Here is a 21,828-nt window from a genome sequence, read left to right on the forward strand (position 1 = left end):
TAAGCCGCCGTTACCGCAGCAACGGATATGTACTCATATCTACCTAAACGCCTGATCGACATGCATTGTTAAAGGCCAGCAATCCATATCCCTTTAATTTGCGGGAAGTTTCCTAGACAATCCTTTGGCCTTGCGCCTGCTCAGTCCACTGGCTAGCCTTCGCTCCGTCGCTGCATATCAGCGATCGGGTGTGAGATCCCGTGAACCTTTAGGCGCCACGAGCAATATGCTCTATGGCGGCTGTGTGCGGGCAGACTTCGGTCTGGCCGGGTGCTCCTACCTACTGGTTCCGGTATCTCACCCCGTACATAGCTGCCACCCTTTTGACGTGTGAGATCGGCAAAAGAAAGGCGCCCAACCCAGTAGGTAAATCATTCATGAAAAAAATCGTCCCAGACCCACCCCGCTTCACCCTCGACCGAGAAATCTTCGAACGCGCCCTGAGCCACTACCTACAACCCGACTCAACGCCGTCCTTCACCGTGCACCACGACCTCAGCTTCGAAGACGCCCTCGCCCAAATCTGCGACTTGCTACGCTGTGCAGCCGCCACCGCAGCCGTCTCCAGCCAAGGATTGAACGGCGATCAACGCCACATCGCCGGCGCCACCGAGCACCTGATCAACAGCGCCAGAGCCCTCGCCGACCGCGCCCTGAACTGCCTGCACGCCGCATGACCCCTGTTGGCGCTGGCTTGCCTGCGATACAGACACCTCGGTCTTTCTGTCACACCGAGGTGATGCCATCGCAGGCAAGCCAGCTCCCACAGTTGATCTGGGTCAGCCGCGGGCACGGTGTGGGCTTTTACAGGTAAACTCCCCTCCTTTTCATCTTCTCCACGGAGTTCGCCTTGCGTCTGTTCCACACCTCCGACTGGCACCTCGGCCAAAACCTGCATGGCCAGGAACGCGACTTCGAACACGCCTGTTTTCTCGAGTGGCTGCTGGGTCAATTAAAAGCCGAGCAGCCGGATGTGTTGCTGATCGCCGGGGATATCTTCGACACGGTCAACCCGCCGCTCAAGGCCCAGGAGCGCCTGTATGACTTCATCATCAGCGCCCACGAACAAAACCCTAAACTCACGATTGTGATGATCGCCGGCAACCACGACTCCGGCTCGCGTATCGAATTGCCGGCGCCGTTGATGCGCCGTTTGCGCACGCATGCCCTGGGGCGAGTGCTGTGGCTGGATGACGGCCAACTGGATGCCGAGCGTTTACTGATCCCGCTGCCTGACGCCAAAGGCAAGATCGCCGCCTGGTGCCTGGCGCTGCCGTTCTTGCGCCCGGCGGAAGTCACTGGCGCACACCTGGGCGATGATTACTTGCGCGGCATTGGCCAGGTGCACGAATGGCTGATCGCCGCCGCCAATGCCAAACGCAAAAAAGGCCAGGCGCTGATTGCCATCAGCCATGCCCACATGGCGGGTGGTTCGGTGTCGGAAGACTCCGAACGCAGCCTGATCATCGGCAATGCCGAAGCGCTGCCCGCCAGCCTGTTTGATGCCAGCGTGAGTTATGTGGCCCTCGGCCATTTGCACAAGCCGCAACGGGTGAATGGTGAGGAACGGATTCGCTACAGTGGCTCGCCGATTCCCTTGTCGTTTTCCGAAATCGGCTACAAGCACCAAATTCTCGATGTGACCTTTCAGGGCCAATGCCTGGTGAGTGTCGAGCCACGCCTGATTCCGCGTTCGGTCAACCTGCAACGCCTGGAAGCCGCGCCGCTGGCAGATATCCTCAAGCAATTGGCGGACCTGCCCGACATCGACCTGCTCGCCGAAACCCAGCGCCACCCGTGGCTGGAAGTGCGCGTGCGCCTCGACGAGCCGCAACCGGACCTGCGCCAGCAAATCGAGACTGCCTTGCAAGGCAAGGCCGTGCGCCTGGTGCGCATTGCCGCCGAATATGCCGGCAAACGCGGCAGCGACGAGACTGACGACGAGCGCCTGATCGAACTCGACCAGCTCACGCCCCAGGAACTGTTCAGCCGCGCCTGGCAGGACAGCTACGGCAGCGAAGTGGATGAACAAACCTTGAAGGACTTCGCCGTGCTGCTCCAGGAAGTGCAACAGGAGGGCGAACAGCCATGAAGATCCTCGCCATCCGCCTGAAAAACCTCGCCTCACTGGCGGGCCCGTTTGAAATCGACTTTACCGCCGAGCCCTTGGCCAGCGCCGGGTTGTTCGCCATCACCGGGCCGACCGGCGCAGGCAAAAGTACCTTGCTGGATGCCTTGTGCCTGGCGCTGTTTGGCACGGTGCCGCGCCTGGGCGATACCGGCCAGGCGAAAATGCCGGATGCCGACAGCGACATTTCCATCGGCGACCCGCGCACCCTGCTGCGGCGCGGCACCGGCGGTGGGTATGCCGAGGTGGATTTTGTCGGCGTCAGCGGCCGTCGCTACCGCGCGCGCTGGGAAGCCAACCGCGCCCGTGACAAGGCCAGCGGCAAGTTGCAGAACAGCCGACAGAGCCTGATCGACCTCGACAGCGACCAACTGCTGGCCAGCCAGAAGACCGAATACAAAACCCAGCTGGAACTGGCCCTGGGCCTGAATTTCGAGCAGTTCACCCGTGCAGTGTTGCTGGCGCAGAGCGAATTCAGTGCCTTCCTCAAGGCCAACGATAACGAGCGCAGCGAGCTGCTGGAAAAGCTCACTGACACCGCGCTCTACACCCAGCTCGGCCGCCGCGCCTTCGACAAGGCCAAGGAGGCCAAGGACGCGCATAAACAGCTGCAAGACCAGGCGACCGGCGTGGTGCCGTTGCCCGCCGAAGCCCGCGCCGAACTCGACCAGCAGTTGGCCGAGGCTCAGCAACAGCTCAAGACCCAACAGGCCCAGCTCAAGCAGTTGGATTTGCAGCACACCTGGCTCAAGGAGTTGCGCGAGTGGCAGGAGCGCCAACAAGATGCAACTGAGCAATTGCAACGGGCGCAAGCGGATTGGGCAGGCCAGGGCCAGCAGCGTCAGGACCTGAGCCGCCTGGAGCAATTGGCACCGCAGCGCCATCAGTTTGCGCGCCAGGCTGAACTCGCCACGTTGCTGGCGCCGCTCGCCGTGCAGATTCAGCAGCACCTTGAGCAGCAGACCGCGCTGCAAACGCGTCAGGAGCAGGCGCAACAGCAGCAGTCCGCCGCCCAGGCCGCCTTGGCTGACGCCCTGAAACAGCAGGCCGACGCCGTGCCCTTGTTGCGTCAGGCGTTCGAACAACAGAGCACCCTCGCCCACCTGACCCAAGACCTGGCCAAGCGCAGCGACGACAAACAGCAACAGGAAAGCGCCTGCCAAGAAGGCCAGGCCTTGCTCACCGGGTTGCAGGAGAAGCAAACCCAAGTGGCCGGGCGCCTGCAACGCCTGGCGGCCGAGCTTGAGCGCAGTGCCGCGCTGGCACCGTTGAGCGACGCCTGGAGCGCCTACCGCGACCGCCTGCAACAGCTGATGCTGATCGGCAACCGCCTCAACAAGGGCCAGAGCGAGCTGCCGCAACTCGAACAGCGCGCCAGCAGCGCTGCCGAGACATTCGCCCAGCAACGCGACGCGCTGGACCTGCTGTACCAGGAAGCCGGTGCCGAGCCGCAGGCGGTCGCCGAGCAGATTCAATTACTCGCCAGCCTGCTGCAAGACAACCGCAAGCAACAGCGCGCCTTCGAAGACCTCACGCGCCTGTGGGACAGCCAGCAACAGCTGGACCAACAGGCGGCTGCATTGACGCAAAAGCTCGCGCACGCCCAACAGCAACGCGAACACCTGAACCAGATCGGCCTGCAGGCCAAGGCCGAACTGACGGTGGCCGAACAGACCCTGACGGTGACCAAGCAACTGCTGGAACGCCAGCGCCTGGCCCGCAGTGCCAGCGTCGAAGAGTTGCGCGCGCAGTTACAGGATGACCAACCGTGCCCGGTGTGCGGCAGCCATGAGCACCCGTATCACCAGCCCGAAGCGTTGCTGCACAGCCTCGGCCGCCATGATGAAAACGAAGAAGCGACAGCGCAGAAAGCGGTCGACACGCTCAAGGAAAAACTCACCGAGCTGCGTGGCGAAGTCGGCGGCCTGATTGCCCAGCAAAAAGAGTTCCTGCAGCAGCAGGAGCTGCTGGCGACCCAGCAACACGGCCTGACACCCAGCCTGCAAGCGCACCCATTGGCCGCCTCGTTGTTCAATCAGGATGCCGCCAAACGCAGCACCTGGCTGGCCCAGCAACTGGCGCAGCTGACGCAAAGCATCAGCCAGGACGAACAACGCCAGGGCGCCCTGCTCAACCTTCAGCAAAATGCCGGGCGCATGCAGCAACAACTGCAAGCCGCCCAGGACGCGAGCCAGCAAGCCCGCCAGTTGCTGGTGGACCAGCAGCGCGAGCTGTCCAACGACCGCGAACGCCTCGACGAAGAACTCCATGCCTTCGCCAGCCTGTTGCCCGCTGAAACCCTCGAAGGTCTGCGCCGCGAACCGGCGGCGACGTTTATGCAGTTGGACCAGCACGTCAGCCAACGCCTTGAGCAACTGGGCCACCAGCGCGATGAACTGGCCGAGCAGCACGAGCGCCAGCAGGCCATCGAGAAAGAACACACCCATCAGCAGCATCGCCAGCAGCAACTGGACGCCTTGCTCCAGCAGGTCACCGAGCTGTCTGCTCGGCAACAGGCCGCCCAGGACACGCTCCGCGCGCTGCTCGGCGAGCACAGCAGTGCCGAACAGTGGCAACAGCAACTGGACCAAGCGGTGGCCCAGTCACGCCAGAGCGAGACCGACGCCAACCACCAGTTGCAAGAGACCCGCAACGCCCTGATTCAATTGGCTGCCGACCTCAAGGCGCAGCAGGATCGCCAACAGGCGTTGGCCGCCGAGCAACACACCCTGGGCGAACGCCTGAGCGAATGGCGTGCCTTGCACCCGGAACTGCATGACGACGGGCTCACGCGCTTGCTGGCCTTTGATGACAGCCACGTCAACGCATTGCGCCAGCAGGTGCAGCACAGCGAAAAAGCCGTCGAACAAGCCAAGGTGCTGCTGCAAGAGCGCGAGCAACGCCTGGCCGAACACCAGGCGTTGCACAATGGCAACCTGGCAGCCGAACAACTGGACGCCGCCCTGGCTGCGCTCAATCAGCAATTGGCTGACGCTGAAAAAACCTGCGCGGAATTGCGTGCGCGCCAGTCCGAAGACCAGCGCCGCCAGGAGGCCAACCATGTACTGGCCGAGCACATCGCCAAGGCCTATGACGAGTGGCAGCGCTGGGCACGCCTGAATGCGCTGATCGGTTCGGCCACCGGCGACACCTTCCGCAAGATCGCCCAGGCCTACAACCTCGACCTGCTGGTGCACCACGCCAACGTGCAACTGCGCCAGCTGGTGCGCCGTTACCGGCTCAAGCGTGGCGGCAGCATGCTCGGCTTGCTGGTGATGGACACCGAGATGGGCGATGAATTGCGCTCGGTGCACTCGTTGTCAGGTGGCGAAACGTTCCTGGTGTCGCTGGCGCTGGCGTTGGGCCTGGCGTCGATGGCGTCGAGCACGCTGAAAATCGAGTCGCTGTTTATCGACGAGGGCTTTGGCAGCCTCGACCCCGAGTCGCTGCAATTGGCGATGGACGCCTTGGACGGCCTGCAGGCCCAGGGCCGCAAGGTGGCGGTGATCTCCCACGTGCAGGAAATGCACGAACGCATCCCGGTGCAGATCCAGGTCAAGCGCCAGGGCAATGGTTTGAGCACCCTGGAGGTCAAGTGAGCGAGGCGCTGCTGTATTCGTTTCGGCGCTGCCCGTATGCGATGCGCGCGCGTCTGGCGTTGCGCTATGCCGGCGTGCCTGTGCAGATTGTCGAGGTCAGCCTCAGGGCCAAGCCCGCCGAAATGCTCGCGCTGTCGCCCAAAGGCACGGTGCCAGTGCTCTGCGTGGGTGGCCGGGTGATCGAGGAAAGCCTGGAAATCATGCAATGGGCGCTGGCGCAGCATGATCCGGATGGCTGGTTGCGCCAAGGCGACCCGAGGGTGCTGGCGCTGATTGCCGAGAACGATCAGGTGTTCAAACATCACTTGAATCGATACAAGTACGCCGAACGCTACCCGGAACAGCCGATGGAACACTATCGGGCCGAGGGCGAGGTGTTTTTGCACAAGCTGGAAGGTTTGTTGGCGGAAAATGACTACTTACTGGCCGAGCAGTTGAGCCTGGCCGATGTGGCACTGGCGCCGTTTGTGCGCCAGTTTGCCCATGTGGATCGCGAGTGGTTTGCCGGGACGCCATATCGCCAGTTACAAGCCTGGCTACAGCGCTTTCTGGAGTCGCCGCTGTTTATTGCGGTGATGGCAAAACCCTGAGCCCAGCACAATCAAATGTGGGAGCTGGCTTGCCTGCGATGCCGACAACTCGGTCCAACTGATACACCGAGTTGATTTCATCGCAGGCAAGCCAGCTCCCACATTTGACCGTTGCTCAGCTCAAGCTCAGTGCTGAGTCTTGTGGTCCAGTGCGGCATAGAAGTTGGCGCTCTGTTGCAGGTATTTCTGGGTGTAGGCGCTGGTGCTGGTTTTTTTGCCGGAGACTTCCACGCTGGCGGCGGCGGGCAATGCCACAGTGGCGGAAACAGCGGAAGCGGCGATGATCGAGAAGAGATTGAAGTTCATGTCGGTAACCCTTGTGTTCGTTTGGTTAGGTGGCCGGTGAAGGCCTTGAAACCAAACTTACGCCCGAGGGCTGAGCCTTAGAAATGCTTTGAAACAGTAGCCGCTATTAATAGAATTAATACAAAGGGTCAGGCCCCGCACTGCGGGGCCTGTGGCTTATTGACGCACCAGAAACTTGAGGTCGCTGGGGGCATCGATCGGCAATTTCTGCACGGTTTTACCCAGCAGGCCGGTCTTGGGGTCACGTTCGACCACCACGATTTCGTTGCTCTTCTGGTTGGCGATCAGCAGGAACTTGCCGCTCGGGTCCAGGCTGAACTCGCGCGGATGGTCACCTTCGACCGAACGGCGCTGCAACTCCTTGAGGTGCGCGGTGGCCGGGTCAATGCTGAATACCAGGACCTGGTTGGTGGTGCCACGGTTGCTCACGTAAAGGAATTTGCCGTCGCTTGAGGCGTGCAATGCCGCGCCCGCCTTGTCGGACACCGGCTGCCCCGCAGCGAAATCCACCAGCTGGGTTTGGCTGAGCGTGCCGTCCTTGTAATCAAAGACCGCCACCTGAGCGCTCATCTCGGTGGTCAGCCAGGCATGCTTGCCATCGGCGCTGAACAGCAAGTGGCGTGGGCCGCTGCCCGGTGGCAGTGGCACGGAGGCCGGGGTAGCCGCAGTGAGTGGCAGTTCGTGGTTGGCCTGTGGGTCGTAGCGGTAGGCAAAAATCTTGTCTGCCCCCAAGTCCTGCACATACACGTACTTGCCATCCGGCGACGACACCACCGAGTGCACATGGTTGGACGCCTGGCGCTCAGGGTTGACGCGGCTCGCCGGGTGCCCGCTCAGTTGTACCGGTGCCGACAGCTTGCCGTTGGCATCGACCGGCAGAACCGCCAGGCTACCGCCCGGGTCTTCCAGCACCGAATAGTTGGCGACGAACAGGTAGCGCCCATCAGCGGCCAGGCTGGAATGGGTCGGCTCATTGCCCAGGCTTTGCACCTGGTTGATCAGGGTGAGCTGATGACTGTGCGGGTCAATGCTGTAGCTGCTGACGCGCCCGACCGGGTCTTTCTGGCCCGGGCCGTTCTCGTTGACTACAAACAGGTGCTTCTGGTCTTTGGAAACCGTCAGCCACGAAGGGTTGGCCGCCTTGGCCGCGAGCACCGGCTTGCCACTGAACTGGCCCGTACGGCTGTCAAATTGCAGGCGGTAGATGCCTTCGCTGGTGCCGGCCGTGTAGCTGCCCACCAGCAGTTCATAGGTGTCGACCGGCGCGGCGTGCACCGACATCGCCCCCACACTCCCCGCCATCAGCAGGGGCCAGAATTTACGCATCATCATCCGCTTCATCCTCGTCGTTATTATTGCCGGTGACGCCGTTCATGCAGACCAGGCGATGCTCGCCCGAGTCACCGGTAAGGGTCCAACTTTGCAGCGTTTGATCAAACACCGCCGCCTTGACTTGCTCCAGGCTGAAACTCCAGCGTTTCTCGGCACGACCGTCCATGCAACGGATCAGCAATTGATGCTCGTCCAAGCCGAAATCGAACGTGTGCAGCCCGTCGATTTCGACCATCTGGCAGTTTTTAAACGCGTCGAGCAAGGTAGCGGTGTCGGCAGTCATAACCATCAATCATCAAAAGGAAAGACGTCATGATAGGTCAATTTGTTGCATCGACCTAAACCCCGCTGCTCATCGATTCGCCCCGTTAACATGCAGCCATAATTACCGCGCCCCCTGCTGACCTGGGCGCCATCAGGATTTGCGCGGATAGCGCGGCCTCGGAAACAGGCTATTACCCATTGTTCATTTCACGGCTAAGCACCGATCGTTAGCTTTCGCTCACCTGCTCACTTCGCGCGGCCAGGGTTAAATCGCAACACCGAGCCAGATCTTAACGACAAGGAAGCTGCACGATGATTCATGGAAACCACCCGCCAACACTGTTCAACTACGCCTTGAGCCCTGTATTGCCATCACCTCGTGCCCGCCAACCGGGTGAAGCCCGTGAAGCAGCCATTGAGGGCGGCTCCGGGACCTCGTCCCAGGCAGAGTACGAGCACCCCCTGCGCAGACGCAGCCGAGCAGCCGGGCTGACCGCTGCGCGACTCTCCGCGGCCCCGGCTGCCACACTTGCAATGCCCGCGCCGGTTAACGCCGCCAGCTCACCCGAGCTGACCGCCAATAGGGTCGCCCAGCAGTTCGCCGAGCGCCCCACACTGCGCTCCGTTGTGTCAGGTTTACTCAGCGAGGCGCTCAAAACCCTCTACCCCACGTTGGCGTTCGACCTCGAATACACCGCGCTGGCCGAACCCATCTCAAGCAATCCGCCCCAATATTGCCTGACGCCCCTGCTGGACGTCGCACTCAAGCACCTGACGACCGACGGCGAACTGGACTTTACCGATAAAGAAGGCATTGCCTGCACGTTGATCGACCAAGCTACCGGTCATACGCTCAAGCCGGCGCCCTTGGCGGGAGCACTGGTGCCCGGCATCGATATGCAGGCTATCGAGATGGCGATCCGCAGCCTGCGTACGGCCCTCAAGCGTGGGTTCGAGCAAGCACTGCTTCGTCACTTCACCGGTAATGCCTACACCACCCAACGTGCCGGCGACGCACAGACCAACCGATGGCTATGGCTCAGCGACACCCTCAGAGACACCCTACGAACCGCCGCCTTGAAACAGCCCGGGCTGACTGAGCAACAACGCGACACCCTTGACCAAATCGTCAGCTACCCAAATCAAGCGCAACGCGTGCGCGCCAAAGGCGATACGGCAGCCAGCGTATTCATCCTCGAGGCCGCCGTTCGCCACGACGATCGCGCATCCGCACAGCTCAGCCCGGACCTGCTGATCACCCGAGAAGTGGCCGGCCGGACGCAGGTCCTGCATGCGACGCCTGCCGGAGTGGTAACCGCGTATGACTCCTTGCAAGCCTTCGGCGAAGCCTGGGGGCGAAATCTGGAGAAGGCGTTCGTCTTCGATAGCCTTGATTGGAAGCGTCAGGCGCCCGACGCGAATATTTTCGATATACAAGCCGCGACCCTCCTGAATGCCATGTTGGAAAACGTCGCGTCCATTCGACTGCCGGCATCGGGCACGCTTGATGAACTGGACCAGGTATTTTCCCGGGCCAGCGACCCAAGCCCATGGTTTGCAGGGAGCTATACCCCCAACGCTACCAGGCTTGGGCGGCTGCGTGACAATCTACCGGCATGGCTCAGTCACGCGAGTGATGCAGAACGCGATGCCTATCGGCATCATTCACTGGCACTGGCCAGCAGCGTACAGCGCAACAACGGGCGCACCTTCCTCGACGGCATCCCCGATATCCGCACTTTTGCCCGGCAACAGCTGGACCAGCAATTGGCAGGTAAAGGCTACACCGCACAGGATCTGGAAGTGGTGTTCAAGGTCGCCGTGGGTGACTTGGGCAGCGGCTACATCGAACGGGAGAAGATGAGCCTGGTCGACATGGCCCTGAACAACCTCGCGGGTTTGCCCAAGGGGCAGATGGAGGTTTATCTGCGCGGGCAACCGGTCAGCGATCCGCACATGCCGCAGATGCTCAAGAACCTGGTCAGCAGCGTTGATATCGGTAGCCACTACCCGCAACTGTTGAACCGCGAGCTGCAAAGCGATAGCCCATCGGCTCGGGACCGAACCGCGCGCTTTATCGAGCAAGTGCCGATCCAGCTCGCCATGCAGGCGCTGGAACTCAAGCTCAAGGGCGAGGCTGGCATTACCGACCTGGGTTATCGCTTTATCGAAGCGGTTACCCACCCGGGCGTAGGCAGCAAGCAGGTGGACGGCCAAGCGATTACCGTTCGGCCCCTGGCCTTTGTGCGCAAGCCGGGGGCCACACCGGATGTCGCCGTAAACATGTTCCTGATTGAGCCGCTGGCCGCTACCAACGGCCCGCACATTCTCTATCGCCCCCTACTGAAACCGGCGCTGCTTGAGTTCCCCAGCCGCGACGCGCTGCTGGAGGCCATCCGTACGCCAGGCGCGTTGCAGGAGAGTATTCTGGCGTGGCTGAAAGATGACAAAGCCCGAGCAGTCTATGGCAACGGCGGCTTCCAAACGCCCAATATTTCACGCTACTCGGTATTCAATGAGTTCGACCCGCCCACCACGCCCACCCCCACCGCACTTGCCGTCGACGGTTATGCGACCGCCACCACGCTACGCCAGGACGTGCTCAACGGCGACCTGATGAAACACTGGTTCCATACCAATGCCGACAGCCTGGTCACCCTGGCAGAAGGCCAATCCACCTCCGACGCGGAAAGCCGCTGGGCTTCGCACAAGGAACTTGGCTGGCTGTTATTCAACACACTGCTGCCGGTGCTACGTGGGCCGGGGGCGATGGCGGGCTGGCTGCTGCAACTGGCCAACAGCGAAGAAGATATCAAGCGGCTTTCCACACCAAACGACCCGGACCCGTCTTCGGCGGTGGTCGACCTGCTCGTCAACCTGGGCATGACACTGGGCCACGCGTCCGCCTCCGAGCCCGGCGAGCCCGCGCGCACTTTTGAACCATTCAAGCAAGACGCCCATTCCGACAGCGCCGGGCCACGCCCCCGTCACGACGATGAGCCCGTTGCCCGCCAAGCCATCATCCGGCAGGCCCCGGCAGCGCCCGCCTCCGGCAGCTTTGGCGGCGAAAACACGGCCATTGACGTGCGATTATCGAGCCCACGCGGGTTAACGCCAAGCCTGCTTGCGCACATAGACTCGTTCAAAGTAGCGGCGCCAACGGATCCCGGATCGCCCATCGGCGAAGGCACCAGAAAAGGCCTGTACACCATTCATGACCGGCTTTATGCCAACATCGACCATCACTGGTTCCGCGTGGCAAACGACCTGGATGGCGCCTACGTCATCGATGAACACAACAAGGCACGTACAGCGCCGCCCATCACACGCGACGCGCAGGGTAAGTGGCATTTTGACCTGGCGCCCAAACTCAGAGGCGGCATGCCAAAATCTGCCAGGCCACTGGATTCACTCGCGAACAGTATGCAAGCCAAGCGCCTGGCGGAGACCGACTATCGGCGCAACCTGAAAGAGCGCAAGAAAGTTTCAAAAACACATGACACTGCAATGGCAAACATCGAGGCCGACCTCACCGAGTACGAAAGCGCCCGAAAGAAACTCAAGACCCTTTACAACCTGGCAAGCACCGAGGCATCAGCCGTTCGATTTGCCGAACCTTATGCACAGCAACGGCAGATTACCGACGCGCTGAAGGACAGGATTGCTCAACAACTTGAGCGTCTCAAACCCCTGACGCAATCACTCGTGGCCGCCAGCAAAACCACTGTTGAAACCATTGCGCCGAGGAAGTTGGGCGGGATAGACGATCTATCGGAGTTCAAGCACAACCGTTCAGTGGAGTACGAAAATACGCTGCACACCTTGACGGCAATAGAAAACTTTTACGTTCGCCTGTTTAACGACACCCGTCAGTACGGCGTGCGTGGCGCCTCAATCTCAGAGCTGGAAGCACATGCCAATAGCGGCATACAGCCAGCCTACGAACAATTGACTGAAGCGTACAAAATAATCTATGAAAACAATAAACAACTGTTGCGGTCGAGGCAGGCAGTCGGCGCGCTGTTGGCTGAGTGGAAGAGCGATTCACCTTTTGGCAACAAGGAAGCGTTGGGCTACATCAAGAGGCGATACACCACGACTGTCGCGCTCAATGAACTTACAACGAAATTGAACAACCTATCGTTTCTCCATCAACTGACCTCGACATGGGGTGCGCGCTTCCCAGAGGATGCCGCGCGCCGTCAGATGGAGCGATTCTTAAAGGACAATCTGAAAGCCGAAGCTTCAGCACTCCAGGATCTACGCCAATACAACGACTTCACCTTGGGCGAGCGGAACGCGACGCTAAACACCATTATCACCAAATACAAACAGGTCCTGAGCGACAGCCTCGTCTTGCAGGAAGAGTATCCACAGCTCTTTCGGGCGGACTACCACCAGCGGTTCACTGCTTTACTGAGTGAATTCATCGCCGATGCACAGGCCGAATTGGCACAGGTCGTCAAAGAGGAGCAGTTTCTGATTCCGGCTGCGCCCGCGCGCAGTGACCAAAGGGCCAAACCGCAGAACCAGCGCGTGTTCAAGACCGAACATAAAGAGACCTTGATTGGTACATTACGCGCGCCCGAGCCGGGCCGAACCGTCGACATCATTGATGTGTTGGACCCACAAAGCGGTCAACCTATCGCAAGCTACAGTGAACACGCCAAGGAGCGCGGATGGGTGAAAATCATCCGCGGCCAGCCCACGCAAACGTCTCCCGCCGCTTCGCCGAAGCCCTTGGCGAGCTATAAGAGCGATGCGCAAAAGTCGATAGATGCCGCGACGCGACGCGAGCAATCGATTCTTTTCCAGAAAAAGAAACTTGACGACCCCCAGCGACGCGACACCGTCTCCCCTCTGGATTGGTACGAGATGCTGGAGACCGTGGCTAACCAACTCAAGGAGACCGCACGGCAGGCCGAGGCCAACCATGGTGGCAGGCCGGAAACCGCCGAGTTGGTGGCGCGCTGGCGAACCGCTGCAGATGAAATGCTGCAAAAGGCCCGACAACACACCGCAGATGGCTATCTGGTTCAGCCGCCGACAGCGGAAAATGTCGACTTCCTGTGGCGTCATGGGTTTGTCGATATCAACCTGGTACGGCGGGACGTGCCCACAAAAGCTGGCGACGTATTCACCGAATACGCGGTGCGTAAAAAAGGCAAGATCGACGTGGTGTGGTACGCCCACTTCCACTACCCGCAGAAAGGTTGGCCACGGGATGATCACAGAGCAGCGCATCTGAAAATCCCGTCGCAACGCTACAAAACCAAAAAAGACTTGATTGCCGAAGCCAAAAGCAACGGCGTCGTCGCGCAAATAATCAACGCCGATATCAACGCCCCGTTGGATCAGAAGCTGTTTCTGAAGCTGTAAAACTGACAGGCTGAGCACTGCAAAAAAAAAGCCGCACACTGTGCGGCTTTTGATTAATGGCACTTAATGCGCAAACAACGAGTTGCCTTTCTGCCCGGCCAGTTTTTCAGGCTTGATCAGGAACCGTGCGAGCGCCGGCAACAGCCATAGCGCACCGAACATGTTCCACAGCAGCATGAAGGTGAGCATCAGGCCCATGTCGGCCTGGAACTTGATGGCCGAGAAGATCCAGGTGCACACGCCGATTGCCAGGCACAGGCCGGTGAACAGCACGGCTTTGCCGGTGGACTTGAGCGTTTGGTAGTAAGCCTCTTGCAACGGCAGGCCGGCACGCAGGAAGCTTTCCAGACGGCTGTAGATGTAGATGCCGTAATCCACGCCAATCCCCACGCCCAGCGCCACCACCGGCAAGGTCGCGACCTTGACGCCGATGCCCATGAACGCCATCAGCGCGTTGCCCAGCACCGAGGTCAGCACCAGCGGCAACACGATGCACAGGGTGGCGGCCCAAGATCGGAAAGTGATCATGCACATCGTGGCCACGCACAGGTAGACCAGGATCAGAATGGTCAGCTCCGACTCTTTGATGACTTCGTTGGTGGCGGCTTCGATCCCGGCGTTACCGGCGGCGAGGATAAATTCCAGGCCATCCTTGTTGTTCTCCTTGGCGAAGTCCTGCACGGCGTGCACCGCGCGGTCGAGGGTTTCGGCCTTGTGGTCGTTGAGGAACACCAGCACCGGCGCCAGCGAGCAATTGTTGTTGTACAAGCCATCGGCACGGGCGATGGAGTTGTTCAGGACGTCAGGGTTGCGCGACAAGGTTTCCCATTTGAGGTTGCCCTCGTTCATCCCCTTGATCATTTGCTTGGACACGGTCACCAGCGAGATCGCCGACTGCACGCCTTCAGTGTTCTGCATCTTCCACATCAGTTGGTCGATGGGCGCCATGGCTTCATAGCGCGAACAGCCTTCGGCCTTGGTCTTGACCATCACCACCAGCACGTCGGAGCTGGTGGAGTAGTTGCTGATGATGAAATTGTTGTCCTTGTTATAGCGCGAGTCCGGGCGCAGTTCCGGTGCACCCTGGTCCAGATCGCCGATCTTGAGGTTCTGGCTGTACCAGAGGCCGCCACCGAAGGCGATCAACGCGAGCAACACAGACACCGGCGCGACCTTGGGGCTGGCGAATTTGGACAGCAGGCGCCAGAACGGGTGTTCGCGGTGCGCGTCCTTTTTGCTCTTGGCGATGGCACGCTTGCTGATACCGACGTAGGAGATCGCCACCGGCAGCAGGATCAGGTTGGTGAACACGATCACCGCCACGCCGATGGAGGCGCCGATGGCCAGCTCGCGGATGACACCGATGTCGATGATCAGCAGTGTGATAAAGCCCACGGCGTCGGCGAGAATCGCGATCATCCCCGGCAGGAACAGTTGCCGGAACGTGCGGCGCGCAGCGGTCAGCGCGTTGTCCGCCTCACTGGATTGCAGCGCAATACCGTTGATCTTCTGCACGCCATGGGAAATACCGATGGCGAAAATCAGGAACGGCACCAGCATCGAATATGGGTCGAGGCCGAAACCGAAAAAGTGCATCAGCCCCAGTTGCCAGACCACCGCCACCAGCGTCGTGCTCAACACCGCGACGGTGCTGCGCAGGCAGTTGGTGAACCACAGCAGCAGAATCAGGGTGATGACGAACGCGATACCAAAGAACATCACCACCATGACCAGGCCATCAATCAGGTCGCCGACCTTCTTGGCAAACCCGACGATGTGGATTTTGACGTTGGGGTTCTGCGCTTCGAACTTGTCGCGGATCTTGTCTTCGAGTTCATGGGAGAACTTGCGGTAGTCCAGGGCCAGCAATTTGCCCTGGTCCTGCGGGTCCGGGTAGGACTCCAGCAACGGAATGTCGACGATGCTCGACTTGAAGTCGTTGGCCACCAGGCGCCCGACCTGGCCGGACTTGAGCACATTGTTGCGCAACTGGTCGAGGCTTTGCGGCGAGCCGTTGTAGCTTTGCGGGATCACTTCACCGCCGGCAAAGCCTTCTTCGGTGACTTCGGTCCAGCGTACGCTGGGGCTCCACAGCGACTTTAGACCCGAGCGGTCAACGCCGGAGATGTAGAACACCTCGTCGTTGATCTGGCGCAGGGTCTCCATGTACTCCTTGGTGAAGATGTCGCCGTCCTTGGCCTCCACCGAGATGCGCACGGTATTGCCCAGGTTGGCCAGATCGTTACGGTGCTCCATCATCTTTTCGATGAAGGGATGCTTGAGGGGGATCATCTTTTCAAAGCTGGTCGACGGGCGAATCAGCGTCGCCTGCCAGAACAGGAAAATACTCACCAGCAGGCAGATGACGATGACTGCCGGGCGATTGTTGAAGATCAGGCGCTCAAGCAAGGTCGCTTTATCGTTGTGATGACTGCTCATTCTTTACCCGCCTTCTTATTGTTTTTCGAGTTCAGCGCCGGCCGGCGTAGCAACGCGTACACCGCCCTGCCCGACCAGAATCAGGTTGCCATTGCCTGCAGCAGTGACTGCCGACAATGAGATGCGGTCCGGGCGATTGAATACGCTGAAGGTCTGGCCATCATCGTGACTGACCACCACGCTGCCGCCATTGCCGACCACGACCAGCGAGCCGTCATCGAGCAAACTCGCGCCCGACAAACCGAACTCCAGGGCGCCACGCGCCGCATTCAATTGGACTTGCTCCCAGGTGATGCCGAAATCCGTGGAGCGATACAGGTTGCCGCGCAGGCCATAGACCAACAGGGTTTGCGGCTGGGCGGTGCTGATCACCCCGAACAGCGAGCCCTCGTAGGGGCCTTCGAGCTTCTCCCAGGTCTGGCCGTCGTCGCTGGAGCGGAACATGCTGCCCTGCTCGCCGACGATAAACAGCCCGGCGTCCTTGATGTGGGCGATGGCGTTGAGGTGGAACTGGTCTTCGTTATCGAGACGGTCGCTGACGTCTTCCCAGTGTTTGCCAGCGTCGGTGGTTTCAATCAACGCACCGTAGGCGCCCACGGCAATACCGTGTTCGGCATCCTTGAACCACACGTCGAGCAACGGTGCTTCGCGCTTGAGGTCCTGAAATTGCTGGGTCCAGCTAGCGCCGCCGTCGACGCTTGCCAGAATCTGCGCATCATGGCCGACCGCCCAGCCGCGTTTATCGTCGACGAAATACACTGCCGTGAGCAGTTGCCGGGTGGGGACTTTGGCCTGGGTCCAGGTGCTGCCCTGGTCATCGGAATAGAGGATGTGCCCACGATCACCGACCGCCACCAGACGTTTGCCGGCATGGACCACATCGATCATCAGGCCTTTGCTGGCCTTGGGGGATTCAATCGCAAATACCGGCTGCGTACGGGTATCGCCGGCAGCGAACGTGGGAGTCGATAACACTCCAAACAGCGAGAGCGCTGTGGCCAGCATCGCAACCCTGCGTGCGGCGCGCGGGCAGCAAACAGCCCAACCCATGACAGGCTCACTCATAGACCTTTCTCCCCATTTATTATTGTTAGGTGGTCTCGCCTTCCCGGGCTCTGAAACCTGCACTCTAGAGCGCCTGGTGGAAGCAAGGGCCATCCTATCGGGCTTTCGAATCGTCTGACAATCGGCGCTACGTTATCTTTTGTTAACTGACGGCGTTTGGTCGTGGCCTGAATATCGCTGCATTCCCCAGGCTGATTAATGAATTTTTATTCCATCTATTGAATTTAGTGAATTTTTATTCCATTAATGGTGTTCTTGAAAACAATAATTCAAAGGACCACGGCTATGCGTGAACTCGGAATCGGCCTGATCGGCACAGGCTTCATGGGGCGCGCCCATGCGTTAGCGTTCAATAATGCGCGGGCGGTATTCGAACTGCCGGTACGCCTCACGTTAGCGGCCCTGGCCGATGCCGACACCGCGCGCGCTCAGCGTTGCGCGACGGCGTGGGGGTTTGCCCAGGCCCATGGCGATTGGCAGGCGCTGATCAACGACCCCAGCGTTGACGTGGTGGCCATCACCACCCCCAACCATCTGCATTACCCCATGGCCATGGCCGCGATTGCGGCGGGCAAGGCGGTGTATTGCGAAAAGCCGCTGGCGGTCAGCCTGGAGCAGGCCGACGCGATGCGCCGCGCCGCCCGTGCCGCCGGAGTGGTCACGCGCGTCGGCTACAACTATCAGCACAACCCGATGATCAGCCTGGCAAGGCAGATGATTGCCGATGGCGAGCTGGGCGAGATCATCAGCTTCCAGGGCGAGTTCAGCGAAGACTTCATGGCCGACCCGGCCTCGCCCTGGTCGTGGCGGTGTGAAGTGGACCATGCCGGTGGTGCGCTGGCGGACCTCGGTAGCCACCTGCTGTCGATGGCGCGCTACCTGGTGGGCGATGTGCTCAGCGTGTGCGCCGACACCCACACCGTCCACGCGCAACGCCCCGCCACCGCCGGCAGCCCGACGAACCGCGCGATTGCCGTGGATGACCAGGTGCATGCGCTGCTGCGCTTTGCCAACGGCGCCCGTGGCACCGTGAGCAGCAGTTGGCTCAAGCATGGCTACAAAAACCACTTGAGTTTCGAAATCAGCGGTACGAAAGGCACCCTTGCGTTCGATCAGGAGCGCTTGAACGAGCTGCGAGTGTGCCGTGTCGGCCAGGACGGTTTCCAGCGGTTGCTGGCGGGCCCCGCCCTGCCCGGCTATGCCGCGTTCAGCCCGGCGGCCGGGCATCAATTGGGCTACAACGAGTTGAAGACGCTGGAAGTACACGAATTGAACATGGCGCTGGCGGGTCAGGGCGTTGATGGCACCGACTTTGACCAGGCGTGGGAGGTCGAGCGGCTGGCGACGGCGATTCGCCTGGCCGCGCGCGAGGCGCGTTGGGTCAACGTGAGCGAGGTGTAAATGCGGGGGAGCAGCGCGCTCCCCACGCGTTCGGCTCAGATCACGAAACGCGCGACCATCCCGTTCAAATCCACCGCCAGGCGCGACAGCTCGTGGCTGGCCGCGCTGGTCTGGTTAGCGCCCGCCGCCGATTGAGTCGCCAGGTCGCGGATGTTCACCAGGTTGCGGTCGACTTCACGGGACACCTGCGCCTGCTCTTCCGAGGCGCTGGCGATCACCAGGTTGCGCTCATTGATCAGGCTGATGGATTGGGTGATCTGCTCCAGCGCCACACCGGCGGCGCGGGCCATTTCCAGGGTGGCGTGGGTGCGCTGGTTGCTCTGCTGCATCGACTGTACCGCGTCACCGGTGCCGCTCTGGATACCGGCGACCATTTTTTCGATTTCCTGGGTCGACTGCGCGGTGCGATGAGCCAAGGCGCGGACTTCATCGGCCACCACCGCAAACCCACGGCCGGCTTCACCGGCGCGGGCCGCCTCAATCGCTGCGTTGAGCGCGAGCAGGTTGGTCTGTTCGGCAATTGCGCGTATCACGTCGAGGACCTTGCCAATGTCGCGGCCCTGAGTGGCCAAGCCTTCGATCATGACCGAGGTGTTTTGTACATCCTGAGTCATGGTTTGAATCGCGCCGACGGTTTCCACCACGCGATCACGCCCTTCACGCGCTGCCAGGTTGGATTGGCTGGAGGCTTCGGAGGTGGACACCGCGTTGCGCGCCACCTCTTCCACGGCAGCGGTCATTTCGTTGACGGCGGTGGCGGCCTGGTCGATTTCGTTGTTCTGCTGTTGCAGGCCTTTGGAGGCTTCCTCGGTGACCGCGCTGAGTTCTTCCGCTGCCGAGGCAAGCTGGGTGGCGGAACCGGCGATGTGCTGGATGGTTTGGCGCAGGTTGGTTTGCATGGCCGACAGGGCACTGAGCAAGCGTGCCGGCTCGTCCTTGCCATCGTCTTCAATAACGCTGGTCAAGTTGCCACCGGCAATGGTTTGCGCCACTTCCACCGCTTTGCGCAGCGGCGTAACAATGCTGCGCGTCAACAGCCAGGCCAGCAACACGGTCAACAACGCCGCCGCGACTGAAACGATGATGATCCCGGTCACGCCTTGCTGGTAACTGGCCTCAGCATTACGCCCGGCCTGGTCGGCATCGGCGCCGTTGAACGCGATCAGTTGGTTGAGTTGCTCGCCCATCAAGTCGGTACCGTTCTTGATACGCGTGTTGATCAGGGTGCGCATCGCCTCGACGTTGTTTTGCTGGGACAGTGACAGCATCTCGGCCTGAGCCGCGAAGTAACTCTCAAGGGTCGCGGCGAAGGTTTTGTACAAGGCCGCCTCCTCGGGACCCGCCGGCATCACCGAATACGCGCTTTGAGCCTGCTTGACCTTATCCATCAATACGCCGATGCGCGTCTTGGCTTCCTCGAGCGCCGCAGGTTCGCGGTTGATCAGTACCCGAAAGGACAGAATGCGCAGGCGCAGAACGTTTTCTGTGAGGTTACCGAGGTATTTCACACTGGGTAGTTGGTTGGCCCCCATGTCCACGGATGCCTGGCGGATTGTCGTCATGCGGTTGACGGCAAACACGCCAAGGATTACTACCAGCAACGCAATGAACGCAAAACCGAGAAACGCGCGAGGGGCAATATTCAGATTACGAAGGGACATAGGGGTGCTCTCAAAAAGGGGTGTTTGCGCGCATCCCTGCGGCGACACGATCCGCGGGTGTCAACGCACCACTCGGACCACTAAGCGCCACTGTTGTCATTGATGTGTGGGCCTATTCAGGCTATCGGCGGACTTGAGAAATTAATGGGCACATTTCGAAATATTTTTTCACACTTCTGACAGCCAACACTTTCTGGCATCCTTCGCGTCCCTTTTCTGACCCGAGCCCGCATTTTGTCTGACGCTCAAGCGCCCCGCCCCCGCTATAAATCCGACCTGATCTACGGCCTGGAAGACCGCCCGCACTTCACCGCAGCGATTTTTGCTGCGCTGCAACATGTGCTCGCGAGTTTCGTCGGCATCATCACCCCCACGTTGATCGTCGGCGGCGTGCTGGGGCTGGAAAGCGAGGTGCCGTACCTGGTGAGCATGGCGCTGTTCGTGTCCGGGCTCGGGACGTTTGTGCAAGCGCGCACGTTCGGGCCGATCGGTTCCGGCCTGCTGTGCCTGCAGGGCACCAGTTTTTCGTTTATCAGCGTTATTTTGAGTGCCGGGTTCATGGTCAAGGCCCGAGGCGGCGGTACTGATGAAATCCTCTCGACGATCTTTGGCATCTGCTTTTTCGCAGCCTTTATCGAAGTGGTGCTCAGCCAGTTCATCGGCAAGCTGCGCAAACTGATCACCCCGGTAGTGACGGGCACCATCATCACCTTGATGGGTTTGTCGTTGATCAAGGTGGCGGTCACCGACATGGCGGGGGGCTTCGGTTCCAGCGATCTGGGCGCGGCAAGCAATATGGGGCTGGCGGCGCTGGTGCTGCTGACCATCGTGGTGCTCAACCGCTTCAGTAACCCGTTCCTGCGCCTGGGTTCGATCGTGATCGGCCTGACCCTGGGCTTCGTGGTGGCCTGGTGGATGGGACGTGTCGATATGGCGGCGCTGCCGCAGGTGCCGTTAATCAGCGTGCCGGTGCCGTTCAAGTACGGGTTCTCGTTCGACTGGGTGGCGTTTATACCGGTGGCGGTGATTTTTCTGATTTCGCCATTGGAAGCCGCCGGTGACTTGACGGCCAACTCGATGATTTCCCAGCAACCGGTCAAAGGCCCGCTCTACATCAAGCGAATCAAGTCGGGCCTGCTGGCCGACGGCCTCAACTCGGCGATGGCCGCGACGTTCAACAGCCTGCCGATGGTGACCTTCGCGCAAAACAATGGCGTGATTCAGCTGACCGGCGTGGCCAGTCGCTACGTGGCGTACTTTATCGCCGGCCTGCTGGTGCTGCTGGGGCTGTTCCCGATGATCGGCGCCGTGCTGCAACTGATGCCCAAACCGGTACTCGGCGGCGCCACCCTGATCATGTTCGGCACCGTTGCCGTGGCCGGGATCAAGATTCTTGCCGAAGCCGGGCTGCATCGGCGCAATGTGCTGATCGTGGCGATTTCCCTGGGCATGGGCCTGGGGGTCGCCGCCGTGCCGGAGGTATTGCGCGACTTGCCCAAGGCGCTGCACAACATCTTCGAATCGCCGATCACCGTGGGGGCGTTCTGTGCAATCGTGCTGAACATTTTCCTGCCGGAAGAGTTCTTAGAGCTGGAAGAAGATGAATTTGATCCGGAGTCCTCTACCCTCAAGGTCATGCAGGATCCGGACGTCACGAAATAGGA

General features: G+C 60.6%; 13 protein-coding genes. 7 read left to right on the plus strand and 6 right to left on the minus strand.

What is annotated here, in order from left to right; all coding sequences use genetic code 11:
* The first annotated feature begins 377 nt into the window (after positions 1-377).
* From A7D21_RS23020 to A7D21_RS23035, 4 genes are all read left to right on the plus strand, one after another.
* Positions 378-677, plus strand: coding sequence for a DUF6124 family protein (locus A7D21_RS23020; protein ID WP_171902631.1), 300 nt, complete (start codon positions 378-380; stop codon positions 675-677).
* A 173-nt stretch (positions 678-850) separates the two neighbouring features.
* Entirely contained in the window at positions 851-2,092 is a 1,242-nt protein-coding gene (locus A7D21_RS23025) for an exonuclease SbcCD subunit D C-terminal domain-containing protein (protein ID WP_069552771.1), read from the plus strand.
* On the plus strand, positions 2,089-5,727 hold the full coding sequence (locus tag A7D21_RS23030) for an AAA family ATPase (protein WP_069552772.1): 3,639 nt from the start codon (positions 2,089-2,091) through the stop codon (positions 5,725-5,727). The genes A7D21_RS23025 and A7D21_RS23030 overlap by 4 nt, the downstream gene beginning before the upstream one ends.
* Positions 5,724-6,317: a glutathione S-transferase gene (locus A7D21_RS23035; protein WP_069552773.1), complete on the plus strand. Its 594-nt coding sequence runs from the start codon at positions 5,724-5,726 to the stop codon at positions 6,315-6,317. Before A7D21_RS23030 ends, A7D21_RS23035 begins: the two co-directional genes overlap by 4 nt.
* Positions 6,318-6,443: 126 nt before the next feature.
* On the opposite strand, the gene A7D21_RS23040 is transcribed toward A7D21_RS23035, so the two are convergent.
* From A7D21_RS23040 to A7D21_RS23050, 3 genes are all read right to left on the minus strand, one after another.
* A complete protein-coding gene (locus A7D21_RS23040) occupies positions 6,444-6,623 on the minus strand; it encodes a hypothetical protein (protein ID WP_069552774.1) in 180 nt (59 codons plus the stop codon).
* 156 nt (positions 6,624-6,779) lie between these two features.
* Entirely contained in the window at positions 6,780-7,955 is a 1,176-nt protein-coding gene (locus A7D21_RS23045; RefSeq protein WP_053256547.1) for a lactonase family protein, read from the minus strand.
* Positions 7,942-8,238, minus strand: coding sequence for a DUF5629 family protein (locus A7D21_RS23050; protein ID WP_053256548.1), 297 nt, complete (start codon positions 8,236-8,238; stop codon positions 7,942-7,944). Before A7D21_RS23050 ends, A7D21_RS23045 begins: the two co-directional genes overlap by 14 nt.
* 293 nt (positions 8,239-8,531) lie before the next feature.
* Here A7D21_RS23050 and A7D21_RS23055 point away from each other — a divergent pair, with 293 nt between their 5' ends.
* Positions 8,532-13,598, plus strand: coding sequence for a dermonecrotic toxin domain-containing protein (locus A7D21_RS23055; protein WP_069552775.1), 5,067 nt, complete (start codon positions 8,532-8,534; stop codon positions 13,596-13,598).
* Between the two features lie 63 nt (positions 13,599-13,661).
* Here A7D21_RS23055 and A7D21_RS23060 read toward each other — a convergent pair whose 3' ends face one another.
* Both A7D21_RS23060 and A7D21_RS23065 read right to left on the minus strand, forming a co-directional pair.
* Positions 13,662-16,037, minus strand: a complete 2,376-nt coding sequence (locus tag A7D21_RS23060; RefSeq protein ID WP_053256550.1) for an RND family transporter — start codon at positions 16,035-16,037, stop codon at positions 13,662-13,664.
* A 15-nt stretch (positions 16,038-16,052) separates the two neighbouring features.
* The gene (locus tag A7D21_RS23065) at positions 16,053-17,102 is read right to left on the minus strand and encodes a YCF48-related protein (protein WP_053256551.1); all 1,050 of its coding nucleotides are present in this window, start codon (positions 17,100-17,102) and stop codon (positions 16,053-16,055) included.
* A 285-nt stretch (positions 17,103-17,387) separates the two neighbouring features.
* Here A7D21_RS23065 and A7D21_RS23070 point away from each other — a divergent pair, with 285 nt between their 5' ends.
* Positions 17,388-18,503 carry a Gfo/Idh/MocA family protein gene (locus A7D21_RS23070; RefSeq protein ID WP_053256552.1) on the plus strand — a complete coding sequence of 372 codons (1,116 nt, stop codon included), beginning with the start codon at positions 17,388-17,390 and terminating at the stop codon, positions 18,501-18,503.
* 35 nt (positions 18,504-18,538) lie between these two features.
* On the opposite strand, the gene A7D21_RS23075 is transcribed toward A7D21_RS23070, so the two are convergent.
* A complete protein-coding gene (locus A7D21_RS23075) occupies positions 18,539-20,164 on the minus strand; it encodes a methyl-accepting chemotaxis protein (protein WP_053256553.1) in 1,626 nt (541 codons plus the stop codon).
* 234 nt (positions 20,165-20,398) lie between these two features.
* Between A7D21_RS23075 and A7D21_RS23080 the strand changes: the two genes are divergently transcribed.
* On the plus strand, positions 20,399-21,826 hold the full coding sequence (locus A7D21_RS23080; protein WP_053256554.1) for a nucleobase:cation symporter-2 family protein: 1,428 nt from the start codon (positions 20,399-20,401) through the stop codon (positions 21,824-21,826).
* Positions 21,827-21,828: the final 2 nt, after the last annotated feature.

It is taken from the genome of Pseudomonas sp. AP19 (assembly GCF_001728855.1).
GTDB classification, from domain to species: Bacteria; Pseudomonadota; Gammaproteobacteria; order Pseudomonadales; family Pseudomonadaceae; genus Aquipseudomonas; species Aquipseudomonas fluorescens.